The 324-nt window shown below is 60.8% G+C and carries 1 protein-coding gene; it reads right to left on the bottom strand.

What is annotated here, in order from left to right; translation table 11 throughout:
- Window positions 1-98: 98 nt before the first annotated feature.
- On the bottom strand, window positions 99-324 hold a 226-nt coding region (locus AC5ZG1_RS44895; RefSeq protein ID WP_496136638.1), incomplete at its 5' end, for a hypothetical protein.

Raw genomic sequence — 324 nt, forward strand, 5'->3', positions numbered from 1 at the left:
TCAACGTCGGTTTCGGTGGTGTTCTGGTCTCCGACCATAAGCTGCTCCGTGGCTGTCTAGACAAATGTCGCTACCGTCTTGAGACCTCACTGGAAACTTCATTTCGGCGTGCCCAGACTAAGAAACTCGTTCATGTCGGCAGCCTGCTCGGCTTGCCGCGCCTGCCGGAGCAGTTTCTGCCGCTCGGCGCCGGGAGGTAGGCCGCATGCCTGCGTGCGAGCCTGGCGAGCTGAGGCGACCAGCCGCTCCTGGAGTGAAGTGGTCTGCTTGGCTCGGTTGCGCTTGCGTTTGGTTTCCATGAGCTTCCAATGCTCGGTACTGCGG

It is taken from the genome of Bradyrhizobium sp. Leo78, from assembly GCF_059512425.1.